Here is a 24,345-nt window from a genome sequence, read left to right as displayed (position 1 = left end):
CAAGAATCATAAGGGCTCAACAAGAGTCCAACGGTGTGCCGGACCGGACTTCGGCACACCGGCCTGATCATCCGGAACGTGCGAGACCCATGACGAGCATACGGACAGCTTTTACCCTTACGACGATCCTTTCTTCCCTGGCCCTGCTGGCCGTCTCCCCACCTTCCCTGGCCAGTGATATTACTTCGCGTACCTCCGAGGTACATGAAGGTATTGCCATGCACGGCAGTCCCAAATATTCGCCCGGGTTTACGCACTTCGATTATGTAAATCCTGACGCCCCGAAAGGTGGCACGCTCAGGCGTGCCGTCGTCGCCAATGGCTTCGATTCATTTAACCCTTTCGTCATCCGGGGCGTGGCGGCGACAGGCATTGGAAGTTACCTGTATGACACTTTGCTGGAATCGTCTGCAGATGAGCCATTCTCGGCCTATGGCGTGATTGCCGAATCCATCGAGACCCCGGATGATCGTAGCTATGTGATCTATAACCTGAACAAAGAGGCTCGTTTCCAGGATGGCGAGCCCATTACTGCAGACGATGTAAAGTTTTCCTTTGAGACGCTGGTAACCAAGGGGCACCCGATGTTCCGTAACTACTATGCAGACGTCGCCGAAGTTACGGTAGAAAGCCCTCATCGTGTACGCTTTAACTTCAAGGAAACAACCAACCGTGAGCTACCACTGATTCTCGGGCAGTTGCCCATACTTCCGGCACACTACTGGAAAGACCGGGAGTTCGGCGACAACGGTCTGACAGCTCCGGTCGGCAGCGGCCCCTACCGCATCGGCGATTTCGAAGCGGGGCGCTCAATTACCTACGAACGGGTTGATGATTATTGGGCCAAAGACCTCCCAACCCGGAAAGGTCGTTTCAACTTCGACAAAATCCGCTTTGATTACTACACCGACGATACAGTTGCACTGGAAGCCTTCAAGGCCGGCAACTTCGATTTTCGGGTGGAATCCTCGGCTAAAAACTGGGCAACGGCCTACACAGGCCCCCAGTTCGAGAACGGTTCGATTGCGACCGAAGCCATCCAGCATCACCGCCCTGCCGGCATGCAGGCTTTTGCCTTCAATACCCGTCGGGAGGTGTTCAAGGATCCACGTGTAAGAGAAGCCCTCGCCTATGCCTTTGATTTCGAGTGGGCCAACAAAAACCTGTTTTTCGATCAGTACACCCGTACTGACAGTTACTTTGCCAATAGCGAGCTGGCCTCCTCTGGCCTTCCTGAAGGTCGGGAACTGGAGATACTCGACACATTCCGCGGAAAAGTCAGCGATGACGTCTTTACCGAGGTTTACGCTCCGCCAACAACAGACGGCCAGAAAGGGCTTCGGGAAAACCTCCGGAAGGCTTTGGAGCTACTGCGAGCGGCTGGCTACGCCATTCGCGACGGCAAGATGGTCAATGAGGCGAGCGGTGAGCCCCTGACGTTTGAATTCCTGCTATACCAGAAGACATTTGAGCGGGTTGTACTGCCCTTCAAGAACAACCTGGCACGGCTTGGAATTGATATGTCAGTCCGCCTGGTTGATACCAATCAATACGTACAACGCATGCGCAAGTTTGACTACGATATGGCGGTACAGGGGATTGCACAATCCGACTCACCAGGTAATGAACAGAGAGAATTCTGGTACTCATCCAACGCAGATGTTTCTGGCTCCCGGAACTATATGGCAGTTGAGGACCCTGTCGTTGACGAACTGGTGGACATGCTGATCCAGGCCCCGGACCGACAGGAACTGGTTTACCGTACCCGAGCCCTGGACCGCGTTCTGCTGCACGGCCACTACGTAATTCCCAATTGGTACCTCGACAAGGACAGGGTTGCCTACTGGAATACCCTGGCACGGCCTGAAAACACCCCTAAAAACGGGGTAGATCCTGACAACTGGTGGATAAAGCCCTGAGCCAATGATTCTGACCCACGAAGTTTCGGAAGGAATACGTCGCTAGATGGGCATCTACATTTTCCGCAGGCTGGCCCTGATCATCCCGACCCTCATCGGGATCATGCTTCTCAATTTCATTATTGTTCAGGCCGCCCCCGGCGGCCCGGTAGAACAACTCATTGCTGAAATGGAAGGGCATGGAGGCAGTGCCCTTTCACGGGCTTCGGGCGGAGATACCGGCGGTGAGGTGGCAACCACGTCCGGCGATAGCCGCGCCACCCGAGGTATACCCGATGAGCTATTGAAAGAAATAGAAGTCATGTACGGCTTTGACAAGCCTGCTCCAGAACGTTTTATCAAGATGCTCGGCGATTACGCGACCTTCAATTTCGGAGATTCGTTTTTTCGTGACAAGAGCGTTGTCGAGCTGATTGTCGACAAGATGCCCGTATCCATTTCGCTCGGCCTGTGGTCAACGCTGGTCATCTACTTCATTTCGATCCCCCTGGGCATCCGTAAGGCCGTCACCGACGGATCGCGTTTCGATGTATGGAGCAGCTCTGCCATCGTCATCGGCTACGCTATCCCGGGTTTCCTGTTCGCCATGCTGTTAATCGTGGTATTTGCGGGCGGCAGCTATTTCGACTGGTTCCCGCTCAGGGGTCTCACCTCACTGAACTTTGATGAGCTGACCTGGTATCAGAAAATCGGCGATTACTTCTGGCACTTGGCGCTACCGGTCACTGCCAACGTGATTGGCGGCTTTGCAACGCTCACGCTGCTCACCAAAAACTCCTTCCTTGATGAAATCAGCAAGCAGTATGTAGTAACCGCCAGGGCAAAAGGCCTGGAAGAGAAACAGGTCCTCTACGGACACGTATTCCGTAATGCCATGCTTATTGTTATTGCCAGCCTGCCCGGTGTGCTCGTAACCCTGTTCTTCACCGGTTCACTGCTGATTGAAGTCATCTTTTCTCTGGACGGGCTCGGACTGCTCGGTTTCGAGGCAGCACTGAATCGTGATTACCCTGTGATGTTCGGGACACTTTATATTTTCACCCTGATGGGGCTGATCCTGAAACTCGTCAGCGACATCACCTACGTCATTGTTGATCCGAGAATTGACTTTGAAAGCCGGGAGGGTGCGTAAAGGTGAAGCCCCTTTCCCCGATTCAACAGCGACGGCTGCGCAACTTCAAAGCCAATCGTCGGGGCTACTGGTCCCTGTGGCTATTCCTCCTGCTCTTCGGGCTTTCCCTGATCGCCGAAGTCATTGCCAACGATTCACCGTTGATTGTTTCCTATAAAGAGAATCTCTATTTTCCAGTAGTTCAAACAGTTACAGAAGAAACCTTCGGCGGGTTCTTGCCCACGGAAGCCGATTACCGCGATCCGTTCATCGCTGAAGAAATCAACGCCAATGGCTGGATACTCTGGCCCCCGATCCGCTTCAGCTATGACACCATTAACTACGACCTGGATGTACCCTCTCCAGCACCACCGAGCTCCGTTAACTGGCTTGGAACCGATGATCAGGGGCGGGATGTCGCTGCCAGAGTTATCTATGGATTCCGCATTTCCGTTCTGTTCGGGCTCACCCTCACCCTGGCCAGCTGTGTCGTAGGGGTAGCGGTAGGTGCCCTGCAGGGTTATTACGGTGGCAAGATTGATCTCCTGGGCCAGCGCTTTATCGAAGTATGGTCCGGCCTACCCGTTCTTTATCTGCTCATCATCCTGTCGAGTATCGTTCAGCCCAATTTCTGGTGGCTACTGGGAATCATGCTTTTATTCAGTTGGATGGGGCTCGTTGACGTGGTGCGTGCCGAATTCCTCCGCGCTCGCAATTTTGAATACGTCAAAGCGGCACGGGCACTTGGCCTGGATAACCGCCGGATTATGTTCCGGCATATCCTGCCAAATGCCATGGTAGCTACCCTCACCTTCCTGCCATTTATCCTGACCGGAGCAATCACGGGCCTCACCTCACTCGACTTCCTTGGATTCGGACTCCCTTCAGGTTCACCTTCCCTCGGGGAGCTTATCGCCCAGGGCAAAGCTAACTTGCATGCGCCCTGGCTCGGTATATCGGCTTTTGTTTCACTATCCGTCATGCTGACATTGCTGGTATTTGTCGGCGAAGCCGTCCGCGATGCCTTCGATCCCAGAAAGAGCTGATATGAGCAACCTGTTAGATATACGCAATCTATCGATTTGTTTTGATCATGGCCCACGGGTAGTGGACAGTCTTTCCATCAGCATCGCAAAGGGAGAGACCCTTGCCCTGGTTGGCGAGAGTGGATCGGGCAAATCCATTTCGGCTCTGTCGGTCCTCCGGCTACTCGATGAGCGGCATGCGTCTTATCCTGAAGGTGAAATTCTGTTCCAGGGCGAGGATATGCTTCAGGCCAGCGAAAAACGGCTCAGGCAGATACGTGGCCAGGAAATCAGCATGATTTTCCAGGAACCGATGACATCCCTGAACCCGTTGCATACGGTAGAAAAGCAAATCAGCGAGACGCTGGAACTTCATAAAGGCATGCGGGGCGCGCAGGCAAGAAATCGCTGCCTTGAGTTGCTGGCCCTGGTCGGTATACAGAACCCTGAAAGCCGACTCGATAGCTATCCCCACCAACTGTCCGGTGGCCAGAAGCAAAGGGTCATGATTGCCATGGCGTTGGCTAATGAACCTGAATTGCTCATTGCCGACGAACCCACAACGGCACTCGATGTGACGGTTCAGAAGCAGGTCCTGGAGCTGTTGCAGGACCTTCAGCGTAAACTCGGTATGGCCATACTGTTGATTACCCATGACCTGACCATCGTTCGCCGATATGCGGATCGGGTTGCCGTCATGGAACACGGTAACCGCGTTGAGTATTCAGATACCGGGAGCCTGTTTTCGGCACCGAAACACCCTTACACCCGTAAATTACTGGATGCTGAGCCACCCACGACCCCGCCCGTGCGACAGGATCACCGCGATAGGTTGCTCGACGTTCACCAACTGGATGTTCGCTTCCCCCTCAAGCGATCCCTTTTCGGAAAGGTGACCAGTAGCTTTCATGCGGTGCAACAAGCGAGTTTCTCCCTGGGCCGGGGTGAAACCCTCGGGATCGTGGGCGAAAGTGGCAGCGGCAAGACCACCATTGGGCATGCTTTACTAAAGCTCACAGCGTCGACCGGCGAGATTGAAATGGACGGCGATCGGCTCGAAGCACTGACCCAGAAGCAGTTTCGGCCCTGGCGCCGCCGTATACAAATTGTCTTTCAGGACCCATTCGGCAGCCTCAGCCCCAGAATGTCCATTCAGGATATTGTCGGCGAGGGACTTGGTATCCACGACCCTGATGGCGCCGCTGCACACGAAAGTAAGGTTATTCAGGCGCTCAGGGATGTCGGGTTGGACCCTGATGCAAGGCACCGCTATCCCCACGAATTTTCGGGGGGGCAGCGCCAGCGTATTGCTATTGCTCGTGCCCTGGTGTTACAGCCGGATATCATCATCCTGGATGAACCTACCTCAGCCCTGGACCGTACGGTCCAGAAGCAGGTGATTCAGCTACTTCGGGATATTCAGGCTAGATATGGTCTAAGCTACATTTTTATCAGCCATGATCTTGCAGTCGTCCGGGCGCTTAGCCACAAGCTGTTGGTGCTCCAACACGGCCAGATCATTGAGTACGGGAATGCCGGTGACATATTCCGGTCTCCCCGGGAGCGTTACACTCAGGAACTGCTGAGCGCGGCATTCTTCTACCAGAACAGCACTACGACCAATTGAGCGTTACCCGCCACCTCCGGCATCAGGGATAATGCTCGAAAATCAGGAACAAGGGAGATTTACCCATGGGAATACTCAGTGGCAAGAAAGCACTGATTGTTGGTGTCGCCAGTAAACTGTCCATCGCCTACGGCATTGCCGATGCGTTTGCCCGAGAAGGCGCCGAATTGGCATTTACCTACCAGAACGAAAAGCTCAAGCCGCGCGTAGAGAAATTCGCCGAGGAATGGGGCAGCAACCTGACCTTCCCTTGTGATGTCGCCAGTGATGAAGAAATCGAAAACGTATTCACTGAACTGGGCAAGCACTGGGACAACATCGACATCATCGTCCATGCCGTTGGCTTCGCCCCCGGCCATGAACTGGATGGAAACTACGTCGACGTAACCACCCGTGAAGGCTTCAAAATCGCACACGACATCAGCTCCTACAGCTTTGTGGCGCTTGCCAAGGGCGCACGCAAGATGATGCACGAAGGAAGCTCCCTCCTCACCTTGAGCTACCTGGGTGCTGAACGCGTTCTGCAGAACTACAACGTGATGGGGCTGGCCAAAGCATCCCTGGAAGCTAACGTCCGCTACATGGCCGTCAGCCTGGGCAAAGAAGGTATTCGGGTGAACGGCATCTCTGCTGGCCCGATCAAGACCCTGGCAGCGTCCGGTATCAAGAGCTTCCGTCGCATGCTGGCAGAAAATGCGAAGCGTGCACCGCTCAAGCGTAACGTGACTATTGATGAAGTGGGTAACGCTGCGGCATTCCTGGGTTCTGACCTGGCAAGCGGAATCACGGGTGAAATCATGTACGTAGATGCTGGTTTCAATATTACTGGCATGGGCGAGATTGAAGACTGATCTCCCCGTCCATGAAAGAAAAAGAGCCGGCGATCCGCCGGCTATTTTTTACTCTTTCCTTGTGGTCCGCCCCGACTACCCGTCAACCATAGCGGATGCCACCGCCTCTACCCACTCGACGTAACCTGTTCCATCAGATTCCACGATATGCAAGCCAGCCAGGAAGGCGGCCTCATCGGGACAACACCAGACCACTTCCACCATGAGTCCAATCGGCGCGACAGGATTATCCAAGTCAATGGTGACAGGTAACAAAGCGCCCTCGGTAAGGGGCTCATCACAATAGAGGGAAAACCCGGCCGCGGAAATGTCCCGAATACGACAATGAATCGCCCGTCCCTGAGTGCCCTCTCCGGAACCCTCCGGATCTGACGCCTCCATTTCAAGCATTGCAATGGCCCGCACCGTTAACCGGTATTCTCTCCGGCTCTCAGCACGGACGGAGGCTTCGTTGGTGTTGCCAAAACCATAATCTGTGTCTGACATAGTCAAGGCTTCCCACTCATCCGTTTCGTCCCACCCGAATGCGACCCACAACCCGGGTCAGCGTATCGTCGAATTCTGCCGAACTGCCCAGCACCCGGGCTTTTCCTCCGAGAACCTCCTGGACCAATGCTTCTTCAAGATATTCCCTGCGATTCAATCCCAGACGATCAACAAACACCAGTTTTCGGGAAGCGTTGATTCGCACAGCCAGTTTCATTCTCACCGTATCACCGCCCGGTGGCTCATCACTGAGCGCAATCCACCCACCCAATTTAATACTATCCACCTGCCGCTGGGCCAATTCCTTTTGCTCAATCCGCAGACGTTCCTGCTCTGCCGCCTCATCAGCCACGCGCTGCGCTTCGGCTTCCTGCCTGAGCCGCTCGAGTTCGGCTTCCCGGGCTGCCTGCTCCTCTTGGCGAGCCTGCTCTGCAGCGGCTTTTTCCTTACGCAGAGCTTCAGCCCTGACTCTGGCCTCCCGGGCCGCTTGTTCCCGTTGAAGCCGCTGCTTTTCCGCAACCTCACAGAGCACGCCCACGGTATCCGTAAGTACGTCGCCAAAAGGTGTAGGTTGCGGCAATTGACGCAAACCGCCTTCTCGCCTTGCCACCGTAAAATCGCTCCAGGCTTGTAAACCGAGTTTTACGCCAGCTCCATTCGTCCAGAGAATTTCGCCAGTGTCCTCAAGGTAAGCAAAGAAATATCGCCGATGTTCCTGCTGCCCTTCTCCTTCAACATACCACTGATCTTCAGCCATTGAGATTGTTGTGGTATCTGGCTTTTCAACCTCAAGCCAACCAGCGTCCCAATGAAACTCTCCCTGAGGCGGCAGCGCGGGCTCCAGAGCCGGCACTTCACCTTTGAGCCGAGAAACCATCACAGCTTCAATACCCGACAACTGTGAGGTAGGAAGCTCAGCGGAAAACACGCGTCGCCACACATCGAGAATCCGATCACCAATCTGCTCACCTACATGAAAAAGCCGGTCCCGATCCCTGTCCGAGAGCGAAGGATCACCAACCCAGACCAACCATTCCAGCAACTTAGAACCATGCCTGAAGGAGGCACTTTCCAACCCGAATTCAAGTACCGCTTGCTTGAGCAAGCCAAGCCAGTGCCTGAATATGAAATCTGCAATTGCCGGCGGTATGTTCCGGCCCTGTAGCGCACGTCCCACCAGCGCACGAGCGGTCGCGTCGGCCCGGCGCTGCCTGGCAGCCCCTCGTTCGGTGTCCAGAAGTCGCTGCTTTAATCGACCCGTTTGGGCCTGCCTCCGGACCGTATCCGCCTGCCAATCAGCACAAAAGGATTCGAGCGACGACGTAGCTTCCGCCTCAAAGCAGCCGGATACTGCAATAACGAGGGCATCAAGCCTGTCCAGCAAATGCTTGGCAGAACGGCCACCTGAATCGCTCCAGCCCCGCCATTCCTGGAGTTGATCAAGCCATTCCATCAGGATGGGGCTGTATGCAGAAGCACCGTCCAGATTCATCCTCCAGGCAAGAAAAAACCGAAGACGCGCTATCCGTCTGGCGATTATCGGGTGAAGGCCGCTGCTTTTTAGAAAGACATCCATGATCCGGTCAGCAAGGTAGGCAGCATTGATCTGCTGTGCTGACCATTCAAGATTGACCGACCTTATGAGATGGGTTACCCGTTCATCACGCTGTTCATTCCAGCAGGATAGCAACAGCGGTCTCCAGTCAGGCGTGGATTCGACTGCAGGCGTTGCCGCTGGGTACGGAAGGTCAGGTATACGGATACCACAGAGCACTTCGTTGATCTTGCCGGAAAGAGCTCGTCTGGTAACCCCCGGGCTCCCGTTCATCCTGTTGTCTGACATCCGGTTCCTATACTGAAGAAGCGTTGAAAAGGCCTATCAAATGACGCAGTATAACCACCTCGCCGGGGTTGACCGCAACCGGATTCCGGCGTCATTCGAATTAAATCTGGGAAGCACAACAACATGTCCGGCACCAAACTTGAGAATCTGAATGTGGCTAGCCAGGAAGCGCTGATTACTCCTGAAGCACTTAAACAGGAGATGCCACTCTCCGACAAAGCCGCTGAAACCGTATCCAAAGGCCGCCAGGCTATCTATGACATCATGGATGGCAAGGATCACAGGTTGTTTGTGGTTGTGGGCCCATGCTCTATACATGATGTTGAGGCTGCCCGGGATTATGCCAAGCGCCTGAAAAAGCTTTCCGATGAAGTCAGTGATACCCTGTTGATCGTCATGCGCGTCTATTTTGAGAAGCCTCGCACCACCGTAGGCTGGAAGGGGCTCATCAACGATCCGCATCTGGACGATACCTTTGATATCGAACAGGGACTGCACATTGGCCGCCGTCTGTTGCTCGATATTAACGAGCTGGGGTTGCCAACCGCGACAGAGGCTCTCGATCCGATCTCACCGCAATACCTTCAGGATACCATTGCCTGGTCCGCCATCGGTGCACGCACCACTGAATCCCAGACTCACCGGGAAATGAGCAGCGGCCTGTCCATGGCGATCGGCTTCAAAAACGGTACTGATGGCAGCCTTGATGTCGCAGTGAATGCGATGAAATCCGTCTCTCACCCACACAGTTTCCTCGGCATCGACCAGCAAGGCAAAGTCGCCATTATCCGCACCAAGGGTAATGACTACGGCCACGTGGTCCTTCGCGGTGGCGGCGGCAAGCCGAACTACGATTCCGTTAGCGTTGCCCTCTGTGAGCAGGCACTTGAGAAATCCGGGCTGCGCGCCTCGGTCATGGTGGATTGCAGCCACGCCAACTCCAATAAAGACCCCGGCATCCAGCCACTGGTCATGCAGGATGTGGCTCACCAGATCCTTGAGGGTAACAAGTCCATCCAGAGCCTGATGGTCGAAAGCAACATTAACTGGGGTAATCAGTCTATCCCGGAAAACAAGGAAGACCTGAAGTACGGCGTATCCGTAACCGATGCCTGTATCGACTGGGAAACCACCGAAAAAGCGATCCGCGATATGCGCGACAAGCTGAAAGACGTACTTCCGACCCGAGCGGGCAAGTAAATCAGTCTGCTCATCGCACTAAAAAGGGGAGCCGCGGCTCCCCTTTTTAATGATACGGCCAGTTTCGGCAGCTCATGCACCAATCCAGTCCAATTTGTCCCTCAAAGCCACCACATGACCGATAATCACCAGGGTTGGAGCTTGTACCTGGCTCTCAGATACCCGCTCGACGATGTTGGATAAGCTACCTGTAACCACGACCTGTTCTGGTGTGGTACCTTTGGAAACCAGCGCGACCGGCATCTCCGGTGACATCCCATGCTGGATCAACTGACTGCTGATAATCGGTAAACCCACCAGCCCCATGTAGAAAACCAGTGTCTGGTTGTTCTGTACGAAGTCGTTCCATGGCAAATCGCAGGTGTCATTTTTCAGGTGTCCGGTCACAAACCGGACAGACTGCGCGTGATCTCGATGCGTGAGAGGAATACCGGAATAAGCAGCGCAGCCAGAGGCTGCCGTAATACCCGGCACAACCTGGAAACGGATTCCAGCTTCTGCGAGAGTTTCAATTTCCTCTCCACCACGGCCGAAAATAAATGGGTCGCCACCTTTCAGTCTAACCACCCTACGACCCTCGCGGGCCAGATCAACCAGCTTCTGGTTGATCTGATCCTGAGGCAAGGTGTGGTCCGAGCGCCGTTTTCCCACATGGATCATTTCAGCGGTATCCGGGATCAGAGCCAGAATTTCAGGTGACACCAGGCGGTCATACAAAATGACTTCAGCAGATGTGATCAATCGCCACGCTTTCAGGGTCAGCAATTCTGGATCCCCGGGACCTGCGCCAACCAGAGCAACTTCCCCGGACGAGCTGTTCGGGTTATCGGTGACCGGATTCACTTTGTACCTTGTTGGTGCGTGCGCAGTTCCAGCGCCCTGACCTGGTGCGTTACCTGATAATTTGCTCATTGGATCCGTTCGATGCCTCCCATATACGGCTTGAGTACGTCCGGAACCAGAATAGAGCCATCTTCCTGTTGGTAGTTCTCCATCACCGCAATCAGTGCGCGACCAACGGCGAGGCCTGAACCATTCAGTGTATGCACAGGCTCGGGTTTACCGGTTTCCGGGTTACGCCAACGAGCATGCATGCGACGTGCCTGAAAATCACGAGTATTAGAGCAGGAGGAAATTTCCCGGAATTTCTGCTGACCCGGGAGCCAGACTTCAAGGTCGTAAGTCTTGGCAGCCGAGAACCCCATATCGCCACCACACAATACGACCACACGATATGGTAGCTCCAGCAGTTGGAGTACCTTCTCGGCGTGACCGGTGAGCGCCTCCAGCGCTGCTTCGGATTCTTCCGGGCGAACAACGTGAACAAGCTCGACCTTGTCAAACTGGTGCTGACGGATCATGCCACGGGTGTCGCGACCGTAGGAACCGGCTTCGCTGCGGAAACAGGGTGTATGGCAAACCATCCTGAGAGGGAGTTCGTTCGCATCGAGAATGGAATCAGCGACCAGGTTCGTAGCCGGAACTTCCGCTGTGGGAATGAGGTAGAGCGGGTTTTCGCCTTCCGTTTTGAACAGGTCTTCCTCAAATTTAGGAAGCTGACCCGTTCCGTAAAGGGTGTTGGCATTCACCAGATAAGGTACATAGGCCTCGGTGTAGCCATGCTCCCCTGTATGGAGATCCAGCATGAACTGGGCAAGCGCCCGGTGCAAACGGGCGATCTGGCCGCGCATAACCGCAAACCGGGAATGCGCGAGCCGGCTAGCCGTTTCAAAGTCCAGCCCCTTGAGGTTTTCGCCCAGGGTTACATGATCCCTGGCTTCGAACGACAGTTCCCTGGGCGTACCCCAGGTACGAACTTCTACATTATCGTCTTCGTTCGCGCCTTCAGGTACACCCTCATCCGGAAGATTCGGGATACCGGCCAGAAAGCTGTTGAGCTCTTCCTGCAGGGCTCTGAGATCATCCTCCGCCTCGGATCTCTGGGTCTTCAGGCTTTCCACTTCGTCCAACAGCGGCTGGATGTCTTCCCCGGCGGCCTTTGCCTTACCAATGGATTTCGACCGTTTGTTCTGCTCGCTCTGGAGGTTTTCGGTACGCACCTGAAGTTCGCGGCGGCGCTGCTCCAGTTGCTCAAAGGCAGCAGTATCAAAAGCATAGTTCTTTACTGCCAGCCGACGGGCGATCTCTTCTGTCTGGGTACGGACGCGTTTGGGATCGAGCATGGTTATCCTGAAAATATCCGGTTTGGTGATGGTTTGAATGACAGGCCATTATACCTGCACAGAGGCTTGTGGCTACCGGGCGAAGTGCTCAGGAATAGCGTTTACGTGTACTCGCCTCATTCATTCGATGAAGTCGCTCGCGCTTTTCCAGAAGCTTGATTTCCAACCCACGGTTTACAGGTTGGTAGTATTGGCGTTCGCGGATCGCTTCCGGGAGGTAACATTCGCCAGCGGCAAACGCGTCGGGTTCATCATGCGCATAGCGATAGCTCTCACCATGGCCCATGGTTTTCAAGAGTTTGGTAGGTGCGTTCCTGAGATGTACCGGCACTTCGTGATCCGGGTCCTGACGGATATCTGCCATGCATTGATTAAACGCCTTATAGACAGCGTTGCTCTTTGGAGCGAGAGCAAGGTAAGTCACGGCCTGGGCAAGGGCCAATTCTCCTTCCGGAGAGCCGAGGCGCTCCTGGACATCCCAGGCATCCATGCTGAGCTGGAGTGCTCTCGGATCCGCATTGCCAATATCTTCGCTGGCGATTCTTACTAGTCGTCGGGCGACGTACAGAGGGTCGCACCCACCATCAAGCATCCGGCAAAGCCAATACAGGGAGCCATCGGGATCTGAACCCCGGACTGATTTATGGAGGGCCGAAATCTGATCATAGAAGACATCTCCGCCCTTATCGAACCGCCTGAGGCTGGTCTGCATGACCTGTTCAAGCTGCTCAGGGCCTATGGATTCCCGGCCATCCGGTGCCGGTTCTGCGAGGTCTGCAGCAACTTCGAGAATGTTCAGTGCCCGCCGAGCATCCCCCCCGGAGGCGGCCGCAATCACCTGCAATGTATCGGGGTCAACGTCCAGTCGCCCTCCAAACCCTTCATCAGCGACTAAGGCCCGGCTTAGCAGACGGAGAATATCGATCTCGGCGAGGTTTTTGAGAACATAAACCCGGGTTCGGGAAAGCAGCGCGCTGTTAAGTTCAAAAGACGGGTTTTCGGTGGTCGCACCAACAAAGATGAACGTGCCATCTTCGATATGTGGAAGGAACGCGTCCTGCTGACTTTTGTTAAACCGGTGTACTTCGTCGACAAAAAGAAGGGTATCACGGCCCTGAGATTGCTTTCGGCTGCGCGCGTGCTCCACAACCGCACGAATATCCTTTACGCCACTCAGAACCGCGGAAAGGGTTTCGAAACTCAGGCCGCCCAGATTCGCAAGCAACTGCGCGAACGTGGTTTTACCAACGCCGGGAGGCCCCCAGAGTATCATCGAGTGGAGCTGTTCTTGTTCCACCGCCCTTCTCAGCGGTTTCCCGGGACCAACCAGGTGCTCTTGGCCCACATAGTCATCCAGCGAACGAGGCCGCATGCGCGCAGCCAGCGGCTGGAATCCTGGCTGACTATCAAACAGCCCCTCCTGCATCAGGCGCCGTCCCGAATCACATCCACAGTACTCGGGTACTCCAGCGTAAACACACTGTTATCCAGAGCCTTGTTCAGCTCAATCTGGTTAAAGCTGAGGATACTCATCTGGGACAGGGAGTCGCGCATACGCATTTCCTGCAGCTCACCATCGAAGAATGTGAGGCGAAGGGACACAAACAGTGAGTCCGGGCTACGGGGTTCCAAAGTGAATTCCCGAGTATGGTCGCCGATTGAGCGTTGAGAAACCCGGTAAGTTTCATTGAGGTTGCCCACTTCTCCGCTCAGGAGCAATGCGGGAGTAGTCTGAACCCGCTCATCAAGGTGGTGGACAGTGACCTGCTCCAGGTCCGGATCGTAGACCTCAACAGTTTCACCGTTACTAACGATAAACTGCGCGAGAGGCTCGCTGCTTTCCCAGTAAAACAGCCCCGGCCGCTTGGCCTTCAGAGCACCCCTGGTTTCCTGCACCTGCGTACCCTGTTCATTCACAACAATCTGAATGAAATTCGCCTGATATGACTCATAACCTCTTAACAAGGATGCAAGCTCATTGGAAGCTATGAGGCTGCCCTGCTCTTCCTGGCCGGGCTGGTCAGCACGTACGCCGAATGCCATCACTAACGCAAGCAATGTCACCCATACCCCGAACACTGTTCTGATCTGCATAGTGAAAACTCCTAGTTTTTCGGAGGTGGTGGAGCCAGTACTTCACGGGTTCCATTATGCCCTGCGGCACTGACAACCCCTGAAGCCTCCATTGCATCCACCAGGTTTGCAGCCCGGTTGTAACCGATCTTGAATTTGCGCTGAACTGATGAAATGGATACCCGACGCCCTTCGGTGACAAAGGCCACAGCTTCGTCGTAGAGCGCATCACCTTCACTGTCGCCACCACCCTCGTTGAGTGTTGGTACACCAGGCAGGTTTTCACCCTCCGCGCCGTTCAGTACATCATCAACGTAGACAGGTTCACCACGCGCTTTCCAGGCATTCACAACACGGTGAACTTCATCGTCATCAACAAACGCACCGTGAACCCTGACCGGCAAACCTGATCCGGGTGGGAGATACAGCATATCCCCATGACCAAGAAGTTGCTCAGCGCCGCCCTGGTCAAGAACAGTACGGGAATCAATCTTCGAAGAAACCTGGAAAGACATCCGCGTTGGAATGTTGGCCTTGATCAGGCCGGTAATCACATCTACTGACGGCCGCTGAGTCGCCAGAACCAGGTGAATACCCGCCGCCCGGGCTTTCTGTGCGATACGGGCTATCAACTCTTCGACCTTTTTGCCGACAATCATCATCATGTCTGCAAATTCATCAATCACGACAACGATAAACGGCAAGGTTTCCAGCTCAGGGCGTTCCTGCTCATCATTTGCCAGATACTCATCGGGCTTCCAGAGAGGATCGAGAAGCGGCTCACCCTCGGCGATCGCGTCCTTTACCTTACGGTTGTAACCCGCAATGTTTCGAACGCCCAGGCTTGCCATCAAACGATAGCGCCGCTCCATCTCTGCCACACACCAGCGCAATGCATTGGCGGCCTCTTTCATATCCGTCACTACCGGAGCCAGCAAATGAGGGATTCCGTCATAGATGCTCAATTCGAGCATCTTGGGGTCCACCATAATAAACCTGACTTCATCCGGAGTTGCTTTCAGCAGCATGCTAAGCAACATGGCGTTTACACCAACGGACTTACCGGACCCCGTGGTACCAGCAACCAGCAGATGCGGCATTTTAGCGAGGTTGGCGACCATCGGGTTACCACCGATGTCGTTACCCAGCGCCAGCGTCAGCGGCGAGCTGGATTCCTCAAATACACGGGCGCCGAGAACTTCGCTCAATCGTACAATTTCCCGCTCCTCGTTCGGTATTTCGATACCGACAACAGATTTACCGGGAATAACCTCTACCACGCGAACGCTGAGCACCGCGAGCGAGCGCGCGAGATCCTTCGCAAGGTTCGAAATCTTGCTGACCTTCACGCCTGGCGCGGGCTTTATTTCAAACCGCGTAATGACAGGTCCTGGGTTGACCTCCACCACTTCGACCGAGACACCAAAGTCACTCAGTTTCTCTTCAAGCAAACGGGACATATGCTCAAGGGATTCTTCGGAGTAACCCCGTTCCTTGTGCTCCTCCGGTGGGTCAAGAAGGCTTATGGGAGGTATCGGGCTCTCAATGTCTTCAAGCAAGGATGGCTGTTGACTGCCATTCGTTTTCCTGGCGGCGCCCTGATCTTCTTTCTTGAACGGTGAAATCCTCAGAGAGCGGGACGTAGCCTGCTGCGCTTGCCGGGGTTCGGCTTCCGCTGCTTTCGGTACCGGCTTGGCAGACCTTGCCGGGGGCGCATCGTCACGGGAGCTGAAACTCTCCAGTGCGACTGGATCCGGATCAATCTCAGGAAGCGCCCCCTCCAGCCCTGGCTCTTTCCGTTCCGGGCGTTGCCCGGGACCTTTTGAAGGCTTTTCCCCCGCCTTGGGAGCTTTCGGACCAAATCCCGGAAGTTTGTGCCACCAACGAGGTTCATCACCTTGATCGTCCGCCGATACCCGCTCGTTGACAACCGGCGGCTCAACTTTCGCCTCTCGTCGGGGCTGTGGAGCAGGTTGCCGTTCCTCTGAGCCGGAAGCATCCCGATCCTTGGTGACCATCGCTTTCACCGCAAGACCCAACTTCAGTGTCAGACCTCCAACCTGATCCATCAGCCAGAACCAGGACAAACCGGTAGTCACGGTCAAGGCAAACAGAAAAATTGCGATCAGAAGGAGTGTTGTTGCCGGGAGGTTAAAAAACCGCACCATCGCTTCAGACACCGCGGTTCCCAATACCCCACCTGATGACGCTCCGAGACCGAAGACCGAGTAGAGAGAAAGCAGACTGGTGGCTGAAAGCAGGATCAGAAGAAATCCGCCGAAACGGACCATGAACAGAGGCCAGTGCAGATCAAGGGAATCATTACGCCGACGAATCAGCATAATGGCGTATCCCGCGATCATGACTGGAAACAGGTAGGCCACATGGCCAAAGAAGTCCATTAACAGGCTGGCAAGCCAGGCGCCTGTACGCCCGGCTGAATTCTGAACACTGGTGTCGTGCCCGATACTGGCCCATCCAGGGTCTGACGGGCTGAATGTTACCAGTGCCATAGCAAGGTATATGCACAAGGCAATGAGCGCGATGACCGCTCCTTCCCTTGCGCCCTGAGAGACCAGACGGCGAAAGCGTAGCTGTTTTTCCGTCAGTTCATTTGGTGCACTTTTCGCTTTTGCGGACTCTGCCATGAATACCTGGACGTTAATTGCTCGGGTTCTGAAGAGCGTGAAAACCTCTGGACAGGTCAGTTTTCAGATCTTCGACTGCTTCTATACCCACCGAAAGCCGAATCAGATTTTCGGTAATGCCTGCAGCCGCTTTGTCTTCAGGCGACAGCCGGCCGTGGGTGGTGGTTGCCGGATGAGTTATCGTCGTTTTCACATCGCCAAGATTGGCGGTGATTGAAATCATCCGTGTGCCATCGACAAAACGCCATGCTTCTTCCCGGCCGCCTTTCAGCCGGAACGACAAAACGCCACCAAACCCTTTTTGCTGTCGGGCCGCGAGTGCATGTTGCGGATGACTTTCCAGGCCGGCATAGAACACTTGCTCCACAGCCTCCTGCTGCTCCAGCCATAGAGCCAACTCTAACGCATTGTCGCAGTGAGCACGCATACGAATTGGTAACGTTTCCAAGCCCTTGAGGAATACCCACGCATTGAAAGGGCTCATTGTGGGCCCAGCGGAACGAAGGAATCCATAAACTTCATCAACCAGCTTGTCTGGACCAACAACGACACCACCAACACAGCGTCCCTGACCATCAAGGTACTTGGTCGCAGAGTGCACGACGATATCTGCGCCAAAATCCAGTGGGCGCTGAAGTACAGGCGTGCAGAAACAGTTATCGACCACAAACAGGGCATCACTGGCCTTGGCCAATGCCGCCAGCTTTTCCATATCTGCCACTTCACACAGCGGGTTGGACGGAGTTTCGATAAACAGCATCCGGGTTTCTGGCCGAACAGCAGATGCCCACGCATCCATGTCAGTCAGGCTGACAAACGTCGTTTCGACACCGAACTTCGCCATATACTTCTGGAAAAGGACATTGGTCGTGCCGAATACACCACGGGAGCACACAACATGGTCGCCAGCCTTAAGGAGCGCCATGCAGGTACTGAGGATGGCAGCCATTCCTGAGGCAGTGGCGACGGCGCGTTCGGCGCCTTCCATAGCTGCAATACGGCCTTCAAACGCCTGTACCGTCGGATTGGTAAATCTTGAGTAGATATTACCTGGCTCTTCACCACCGAAGCGTGCAGCCGCCTGGGCCGCACTGCCGTATACAAAGCTGGAGGTGGGAAAAATAGGGTCGCTATGTTCCAGTTGGCCAGTACGAATCTGCCCTGCCCTCACCGCCAGGGTATCTACTGTCATACCGTCAAGATCCGACTCGGGAATCCAGACGTTCTCTTCGCGGCGGTGGGTCATCATGTACTCCTGTTCTTCAGTTCTGTGGGTCAGGCTTCGTCGTTATGCAGGTCGATAATTCCGTTGTCGGACGAGCTGTTTCCGTCCTGCTTGGAGCGCTTCTTGTCATTGCGCGCATCCTCAAGTCGATCCAGATACGCGCGATCGACATCACCGGTTATATAATCACCGGTAAACACAGAACACTCCCAGCCGTCTATCTCTTCGTTAACGTCGCTTACGCAGGTAACGAGGTCTTCGAGATCCTGATAGAGCAGCCAATCTGCGCCAATTTGATCACGAATTTCGTCTACCGTCCGATCATGCGCGATCAGTTCGCTGGCTGTCGGCATATCGATACCATAAACATTCGGGTAGCGAACCGGGGGTGCAGCCGAGGCAAAATAAACGTTCCGGGCACCTGCATCCCGCGCCATCTGGACGATTTCCTTACAGGTTGTCCCCCGCACGATGGAATCATCCACCAGCATGACGTTCTTGTCCTTGAACTCCAGATCAATCGGGTTCAGCTTCTGGCGAACAGATTTTTTACGCATTTTCTGGCCAGGCATGATGAACGTGCGGCCAATATAGCGGTTCTTGATAAAACCTTCCCGGAACTTGACGCCCAGACGATGAGCCATCTGCATAGCGGAGGTCCGGCTGGTATCCGGAATCGGCATGACTACATCGATTTCGTGATCCGGGAATTCCTTCAGCAGCTTGTCCGCGAGGGTTTCTCCCATACGCAGGCGGGCCTTGTAGACAGACACCTTGTCCATGATGGAATCCGGACGAGCAAAATACACATGCTCGAATATACACGGATACAGGTGGGGGTTATCAGAACACTGGCGGGTATAGATAGTACCGTCGGTTTCAATGTAAACCGCTTCACCCGGGGCAATGTCGCGAACCAGAGTAAATCCGGCAGCATTGAGCGCAACGCTTTCGGACGCAATCATGTATTCCTTGCGACCGTCCTCGGCCTCCCGAACACCGTAGCACGCCGGGCGGATGCCATTCGGGTCACGGAACCCGACGATGCCGTACCCTGTAATCATAGCGATAACGGCATAAGCACCACGACAACGTTTATGAACCGCCTGAACCGCAGAGAAGATCTCTTCCTGGGTCGGAACTAGCTTGCCCTGCTTCTGCAGTTCATGGGCAAACACGTTCAGAAGAACTTCGGAATCCGAGTTGGTATTGATGTGCCGCAGGTCTGTGCGGAACAGGTCTTTGGAAAGATCGTCCGCATTGGTCAGGTTGCCGTTGTGGGCCAGAGTAATACCGTACGGGCTGTTCACGTAAAATGGCTGGGCTTCAGCAGAACTCGAAGTACCCGCCGTCGGATAACGGACGTGACCGATGCCAACGTTACCGACCAGACGACGCATGTGGCGGGTATGGAATACATCCCGTACCAGACCATTATCCTTGCGCAAGAAGAAACGATCATCCTGGAATGTCACAATGCCGGCTGCATCCTGGCCCCGGTGCTGAAGAACGGTCAACGCATCATAAAGCAACTGATTGACGTTGGATGTACTGACGATGCCGACAATGCCACACATGGATACGGTTTTCTCCGAGTGTTAAAACTGAATGTTAGCTGGACGTGGACGCCGGTTCCACGCCTTCCTGCTCTGTACTGCTTTCTGGTACGCCGTTGCTATCAGGCGCGGGGCCCAGGAATCGGGCAAACTCGTCGCCCAGAGTACGCCGGGACCAATCTTCAACAACTGCCAAACGATTGATCATCAACGATTCTCGCCACCAGGTGTCCTGGGCCAACGGCGTATAGCGGGTAAACGCGATGGCGACGATAACCACCACAACGCCCCGCAATAAACCAAATCCCATCCCCAACACTCTGTCGGTCGCAGAGAGCCCCGTTACGCGAATCAGGTGTCCGATCATATTATTGATGATCGCACCGACAATCAGGGTGCCAAAAAACAGAATCGCAAACGCAGCGATCAATCTGACCAGCGGTGTTTCAACGGTACTTTCAAGTAGGGTTTGCATCTGCGGGTGAAAGGTACGCGCCAGGATGAACGCGCCCACCCAGGTAACCAGAGACAGGGCTTCTCTAACGAAACCCCGCTTCAGGCTGATAAGCGTGGAAACTGTTATCAGGGCAATGATGACCCAGTCAATCCAGATCAGCGCTTCCATTTGGAACCCGGTGCAAAAAAGGAAGCGCGAATTCTAACAGGAATCGAAGCATCACCAAACCGCCTGTTGCCCATAAAGGCGGTGGAAAACGCTTATTTATCGCCTGTGGTCACAAGACTATTCAGGCTGAACGCCTTGTCGAGAACCTTCTTTGCGGATTCCGCATCGGACTTACTGACAAAAGGCCCACTGAATACACGAGTTAGCGTCGTATCGCCCCGCGCTACCTGCTGAAGGTGAGCTCCGTAGCCTTTTTCCCGGACACCATCTCTCAGCCGCTTTGCGTTGTCGGCATTACCGAAGCTACCCAACTGAACAACCCAGGCCCCCTCAAGGGAACGGGTATATTCGCTGGCTTCAACCTTCGCATTTTTCTCAGGTTCTGCTGCAGCGCTCTGAGCACTCTCCTGTTCAGCCTGGGACTTAACCGGGGCAGGCTCGTCCACAGGGTCTGCCTCTGCGGTTTGTGGTGGTGTGACATCAGGCTCTTCGACCAGACGATACCCAGGGGCGTCATCTACAGGGTCAGCAACCGGGTCACTGGCTCCGTCAGTTGTACCAGCAGAATTATAGCTGGGAGAATCGACGTCCCGTGATTCAGGCGCGGTCACTTCTGGAAACGGAGGCTCTTCAGGGATCTTGATGGATGTGGATGTTCGCTCTGAATGGGGTTCATCGAAGACCATAGGCACGAAGATAACCGCAAGCGAAACCAGAACCAATGCTCCGATGATCCGTTGCTTTAATCCATCCACGTTTTTGCCCCCCGACAGTTAAACATACACCCAAAGTGAATTCAGGAACGATAGTAACTGCCGCCCGGGAAGAACTCAAAGCCACAGCCACCGCCATGGACAAACTTTAAGGTCATGAACCCAGTAGCGAAGTCCTGGCCTCAGCCGCTGTAAAGAACGAACCGAAAACAATCACGAGGTCATCTGCCGCTGCCTTTTCCAAGGCAACGGAAAGTGCCTCCGCAACGGTCTCAGCCCGCTCGATTGTAGAGTCGACCAAACATCCTGCGCGTGACTTCAATGCATCACAACTTAGCCCCCGCGGAACATCCAGGCCGGCGAAATACCATCGGTCAACCGCCGGATCCATGACCTCCAGTACGCCCTCAACGTCTTTATCCGCCAAGGCAGCATAGACTGCATGAACCTTCTGCTCAGGGCCTGCTATCGCCTGAATCCGGCTTGCCAGCCAGGAAGCGGCATGGGGGTTATGCCCAACATCGACGTAAACCCCCGGGGAGGATGCCAACTGCTCAAACCGACCTGGCACCCGAACGTCGGACAGCACTGCCTCGATATCGGCAATGGAAAGCGATGGCTCCAACTGTCGGATAGCCACGGTCGCCGCCGCCACACTCATCACCGGAAGTGGTCCGCTGGGAAGTACAATGTGATCGCTACCGTAATCGAGAACTGCAGACGTCAGTTCGTTACCATCGACAGATCGGGCGACCTCTCTAACAGTGACCTGATAATCTCTCCCCGCAAGGGCCAGAGAGACCTTCTGAGCGTTAACCTGCTGTAATACCGATCGGGGCGCTTCCAAAGCACCATAGACTGCAGGAATGCCCGGACGAAGGATCCCCGCCTTCTCAAAGCCGATGATCTCGCGGTTGTCGCCGAGAAACGCTACATGGTCAATATCGACGGAGGTAATGATCGCAAAATCAGGATCCAGAACATTAACGGCATCAAGACGTCCGCCTAACCCTACTTCCAGTATCCAGTCCTGAACCCCTGATTCGGCAAAGGCAACGAACGCAGCCAGCGTACCGAATTCGAAATAGGTAAGAGATACCTGACGCCGGGCTGATTCCACCTGTTCGAACGCCCGCACCAGATCGGCATCGCTGATATCAACACCCTTGACCCTGACCCGTTCGTTATAAAGCTGCAAGTGCGGTGAGGTATAGGCACCTGTCGTACGTCCGGCAGCCTGCAGCAGCGCCTCGATGGTGGCAACAGCGCTGCCCTTACCGTTTGTACCCGCCACGGTTATGATCCGCGCATCGGGCTTTCGGGGGAAAAGGCGACGAAGTACCACCAGGACCCGATCGAGCCCGAGGTCAATTTCAGTAGGATGTATAGCTTCCAGATAGGAAAGCCACTGATCGACAGTGGCCCCACTCCCCGGAGCATCCGGGGAGTGGGAAGAGGCATTACTCGGCGGGAGCATCGTTGTCAGTTTTTTCCGTTACTTCAAACTCGATGGGAGCTTCCGTACCCGGGCGCTCGTCAGCCGTAAACTTCGCCAGCAGGTGGGCGATACGTTCACGCATCTGATGCCGGTGCAGAATCATGTCGATAGCACCGTGCTCCAGCAGAAATTCGCTTCGCTGGAACCCTTCCGGCAGTTTCTCCCGAACCGTCTGCTCGATAACCCGCGGGCCAGCAAAACCGATCAACGCGTTGGGCTCAGCGATATTGAGGTCCCCCAGCATGGCAAGACTCGCCGATACACCACCGAAGACAGGGTCTGTCATCACTGAGATGTAAGGGATCCCTTCTTGCTTCATCCGCTCAAGAACCGCAGCGGTCTTGGACATCTGCATCAACGAAAGAATCGCTTCCTGCATACGGGCACCACCACTGGCAGAGAAGCAAATCAACGGAATACGCTGCTCCAGCGTCACGTTAGCCGCCTGAACGAATTTCTCACCAACGACCTGCCCCATTGACCCGCCAAGGAAATTGAATTCAAAGGCGCAGGCAACAAGGGGGACACCCAGAGTGGTCCCTTTCATGGCCAGCAAGGCATCTTTCTCGCCGGTCGACTTCTGTGCTTGCGACAGACGGTCCTTATAGCGCTTACTGTCCTTGAACTTGAGACGATCCCATGGCTCCAGATCTGCAGCGATCTCCTCGCGGCCATCTTTATCAAGGAAGATATCCAGGCGGCGACGAGCACTCACTCTGAGGTGGTGATTACACTTCGGGCAGACATCCAGGTTTTTCTCAAGCTCAGGCTTGTAGAGAAAGGCGCCGCACTTGGGGCATTTTTTCCACAAACCTTCGGGAACGCCGGTCCTCTGCTTGGATTCCGAGCGAATCTTGCTCGGCATGATCTTATCAAGCCAGTTACTCATGATCTCATCCTGTCCTTTGATGCCTGTAAGCCCCGCGCCCTATCAGGACGCCAGACTATCCAGTGCCTCACGCATTGGGTGGAGCAGATCCGTCAGTGCCCGTTTAAGCTGATCGGTATCTGCTTGATTTCTAGCTATTGTATCGACCAGTACACTGCCAACAATTACACCATCGGATACCCGTCCAACAGCCGCAGCTGTCTCAGCATCACGAATACCGAAGCCAACGCCAACCGGCAGTGCGGTCAACTCGTGGATATGGCCGACTTTCGCTGCAACTTCGTCCACATCAATTTTGGCAGCTCCGGTCACACCTTTGAATGAAACATAGTACACATAACCGGAAGAGTGCTCGCTGATAGCACGGATTCGCTCATCCGTTGTCGTTGGCGCCAGCAAGAAAATAGGATCCAGATTGCGGGCCGCAAACAGCGGTGCCACATCCTCGGCTTCCTCTGGAGGAAGGTCTACCGTAAGCACACCATCAATGCCGGCGTCTGCAGCAGCATCGGCAAAGGCCTCATACCCCATCGCCTCCATTGGGTTAAGGTACCCCATCAGAACAACCGGCGTGCGCCCATCATCCTTGCGGAACTCCTTCACCATCGCAATAACCTGACGCAACGACGTGTTGTGGGCAAGCGCCCGCTCGCAGGCCAGAGCGATTACCGGGCCATCCGCCATCGGATCGGAGAATGGCACACCCAGCTCAATAATATCTGCACCGGCCGCAACCAGTGTATGCATCAGCTCAACCGTCTTGTCCGGATGAGGATCCCCCGCAGTGATATACGGAATAAGGGCTTTTCTTCCCTGCCCTTTAAGGGTTTGCAGAACCTGTTCAATCCGGCTCATGCCAGCTCCTGTATGTTA

At 54.8% G+C, this 24,345-nt stretch carries 20 protein-coding genes; 6 read left to right on the top strand and 14 right to left on the bottom strand.

Annotated features, from left to right (window positions below):
- Positions 1-89: 89 nt before the first annotated feature.
- The 5 genes from FWJ25_RS07160 to FWJ25_RS07140 all read left to right on the top strand — a co-directional run bounded on the left by FWJ25_RS07160 (position 90) and on the right by FWJ25_RS07140 (position 6,533).
- A complete protein-coding gene (locus tag FWJ25_RS07160) occupies positions 90-1,919 on the top strand; it encodes an extracellular solute-binding protein (protein WP_149599562.1) in 1,830 nt (609 codons plus the stop codon).
- Between the two features lie 46 nt (positions 1,920-1,965).
- Positions 1,966-3,051 (top strand): microcin C ABC transporter permease YejB, encoded by a 1,086-nt coding sequence (locus FWJ25_RS07155; protein ID WP_149599561.1) that lies wholly within the window; start codon positions 1,966-1,968, stop codon positions 3,049-3,051.
- A 2-nt stretch (positions 3,052-3,053) separates the two neighbouring features.
- Positions 3,054-4,076 carry an ABC transporter permease gene (locus FWJ25_RS07150; RefSeq protein ID WP_149599560.1) on the top strand — a complete coding sequence of 341 codons (1,023 nt, stop codon included), beginning with the start codon at positions 3,054-3,056 and terminating at the stop codon, positions 4,074-4,076.
- Between the two features lies 1 nt (position 4,077).
- Positions 4,078-5,682 carry an ABC transporter ATP-binding protein gene (locus FWJ25_RS07145; RefSeq protein WP_149599559.1) on the top strand — a complete coding sequence of 535 codons (1,605 nt, stop codon included), beginning with the start codon at positions 4,078-4,080 and terminating at the stop codon, positions 5,680-5,682.
- Positions 5,683-5,747: 65 nt separating this feature from the next.
- A complete protein-coding gene (locus FWJ25_RS07140) occupies positions 5,748-6,533 on the top strand; it encodes an enoyl-ACP reductase FabI (RefSeq protein ID WP_149599558.1) in 786 nt (261 codons plus the stop codon).
- Between the two features lie 75 nt (positions 6,534-6,608).
- Here FWJ25_RS07140 and FWJ25_RS07135 read toward each other — a convergent pair whose 3' ends face one another.
- Entirely contained in the window at positions 6,609-7,019 is a 411-nt protein-coding gene (locus tag FWJ25_RS07135) for a PilZ domain-containing protein (RefSeq protein ID WP_149599557.1), read from the bottom strand.
- A 16-nt stretch (positions 7,020-7,035) separates the two neighbouring features.
- Positions 7,036-8,862, bottom strand: coding sequence for a DUF1631 family protein (locus FWJ25_RS07130; protein ID WP_149599556.1), 1,827 nt, complete (start codon positions 8,860-8,862; stop codon positions 7,036-7,038).
- A 123-nt stretch (positions 8,863-8,985) separates the two neighbouring features.
- Here FWJ25_RS07130 and FWJ25_RS07125 point away from each other — a divergent pair, with 123 nt between their 5' ends.
- Positions 8,986-10,062, top strand: a complete 1,077-nt coding sequence (locus tag FWJ25_RS07125; RefSeq protein WP_149599555.1) for a 3-deoxy-7-phosphoheptulonate synthase — start codon at positions 8,986-8,988, stop codon at positions 10,060-10,062.
- Between the two features lie 72 nt (positions 10,063-10,134).
- Here the strand turns inward: FWJ25_RS07125 and cobA are convergent, their stop codons facing one another.
- The 12 genes from cobA to trpA all read right to left on the bottom strand — a co-directional run bounded on the left by cobA (position 10,135) and on the right by trpA (position 24,327).
- Positions 10,135-10,974, bottom strand: a complete 840-nt coding sequence (cobA, locus tag FWJ25_RS07120; protein WP_149599554.1) for a uroporphyrinogen-III C-methyltransferase — start codon at positions 10,972-10,974, stop codon at positions 10,135-10,137.
- Complete coding sequence (gene serS, locus FWJ25_RS07115; RefSeq protein WP_149599553.1) at positions 10,971-12,245, bottom strand: serine--tRNA ligase; 1,275 nt, start codon at positions 12,243-12,245, stop codon at positions 10,971-10,973. Before serS ends, cobA begins: the two co-directional genes overlap by 4 nt.
- Positions 12,246-12,333: 88 nt before the next feature.
- Positions 12,334-13,671, bottom strand: a complete 1,338-nt coding sequence (locus FWJ25_RS07110; protein ID WP_149599552.1) for a replication-associated recombination protein A — start codon at positions 13,669-13,671, stop codon at positions 12,334-12,336.
- Entirely contained in the window at positions 13,671-14,288 is a 618-nt protein-coding gene (lolA, locus tag FWJ25_RS07105) for an outer membrane lipoprotein periplasmic chaperone LolA (protein ID WP_188093588.1), read from the bottom strand. The genes FWJ25_RS07110 and lolA overlap by 1 nt, the downstream gene beginning before the upstream one ends.
- Before the next feature lie 62 nt (positions 14,289-14,350).
- Positions 14,351-16,966 carry a DNA translocase FtsK gene (locus tag FWJ25_RS07100; protein WP_149599550.1) on the bottom strand — a complete coding sequence of 872 codons (2,616 nt, stop codon included), beginning with the start codon at positions 16,964-16,966 and terminating at the stop codon, positions 14,351-14,353.
- 13 nt (positions 16,967-16,979) lie between these two features.
- Positions 16,980-18,212, bottom strand: coding sequence for an O-succinylhomoserine sulfhydrylase (locus tag FWJ25_RS07095; protein WP_149599549.1), 1,233 nt, complete (start codon positions 18,210-18,212; stop codon positions 16,980-16,982).
- Positions 18,213-18,241: 29 nt separating this feature from the next.
- Positions 18,242-19,768, bottom strand: a complete 1,527-nt coding sequence (gene purF, locus FWJ25_RS07090) for an amidophosphoribosyltransferase (protein WP_149599548.1) — start codon at positions 19,766-19,768, stop codon at positions 18,242-18,244.
- Between the two features lie 34 nt (positions 19,769-19,802).
- Positions 19,803-20,372 carry a CvpA family protein gene (locus FWJ25_RS07085; RefSeq protein ID WP_149599547.1) on the bottom strand — a complete coding sequence of 190 codons (570 nt, stop codon included), beginning with the start codon at positions 20,370-20,372 and terminating at the stop codon, positions 19,803-19,805.
- 92 nt (positions 20,373-20,464) lie between these two features.
- A complete protein-coding gene (locus FWJ25_RS07080) occupies positions 20,465-21,127 on the bottom strand; it encodes an SPOR domain-containing protein (protein WP_149599546.1) in 663 nt (220 codons plus the stop codon).
- Between the two features lie 112 nt (positions 21,128-21,239).
- Positions 21,240-22,562 carry a bifunctional folylpolyglutamate synthase/dihydrofolate synthase gene (locus FWJ25_RS07075; RefSeq protein ID WP_149599545.1) on the bottom strand — a complete coding sequence of 441 codons (1,323 nt, stop codon included), beginning with the start codon at positions 22,560-22,562 and terminating at the stop codon, positions 21,240-21,242.
- Positions 22,546-23,472, bottom strand: coding sequence for an acetyl-CoA carboxylase, carboxyltransferase subunit beta (gene accD, locus FWJ25_RS07070; protein WP_149599544.1), 927 nt, complete (start codon positions 23,470-23,472; stop codon positions 22,546-22,548). Before accD ends, FWJ25_RS07075 begins: the two co-directional genes overlap by 17 nt.
- 42 nt (positions 23,473-23,514) lie before the next feature.
- Positions 23,515-24,327 (bottom strand): tryptophan synthase subunit alpha, encoded by an 813-nt coding sequence (gene trpA / locus FWJ25_RS07065; protein ID WP_149599543.1) that lies wholly within the window; start codon positions 24,325-24,327, stop codon positions 23,515-23,517.
- Positions 24,328-24,345 lie beyond the last annotated feature (18 nt).

The sequence above is a fragment of the Marinobacter salinexigens genome, from assembly GCF_008370345.1.
GTDB classification, from domain to species: Bacteria; Pseudomonadota; Gammaproteobacteria; order Pseudomonadales; family Oleiphilaceae; genus Marinobacter; species Marinobacter salinexigens.
The sequence above is the reverse complement of the archived record's forward strand: the minus strand, read 5'-3'. Positions and strand labels throughout refer to the sequence as shown.